This window comes from Pantoea stewartii subsp. stewartii, from assembly GCF_008801695.1.
GTDB lineage: Bacteria > Pseudomonadota > Gammaproteobacteria > Enterobacterales > Enterobacteriaceae > Pantoea > Pantoea stewartii.
Genome location: NZ_VZPF01000235.1, coordinates 1 through 485 on the forward strand (window position 1 = coordinate 1; position 485 = coordinate 485).

The 485-nt window shown below is 49.9% G+C and carries 1 pseudogene; it reads left to right on the forward strand.

The features are described 5' to 3' along the window. Positions 1-142 precede the first annotated feature (142 nt). Positions 143-485 (forward strand): annotated as a pseudogene (locus tag F7Q90_RS25950) (chitinase); the annotation flags it as partial.

Here is a 485-nt window from a genome sequence, read left to right on the forward strand (position 1 = left end):
GATCTGAACTGCGGTGCTGGCGGCGCGTGGACCGACCTGGGCGCTTACTAATACCGTGAATTCATCACAAGGCATTGAGCTTCATGATGCAAGCCCCGGTTTACCGGGGCTTTTCTCCAACAGGGACAGAAGACGATTGACGATGACCATTTCCATTCATACCAGCACATTTGACGTCAATAGCTGGTACCAAAAAGTCACCTTAACCTTCATCAATGAGAGCGGCAATCCGGTCGATATGAACCATGCCTCGATAACATTTACGGCTTCCGGACATATCGATCCATGGGGAAATATTGGCGGTACGCTCAAAGGGAACCTGCCGCTTACGCTGAATAATACGTCGCATGGCACGCTGGAAACTAACGACATCATCATTAATAACAGCGACGTGTTACTTTTTCAGCCGGGTGAACGTTTAGCCTCGTGGCTACACAGGTACCGGTAAAAATGTCCGCTATCACGTTGACGCTGGCGTCATCTTC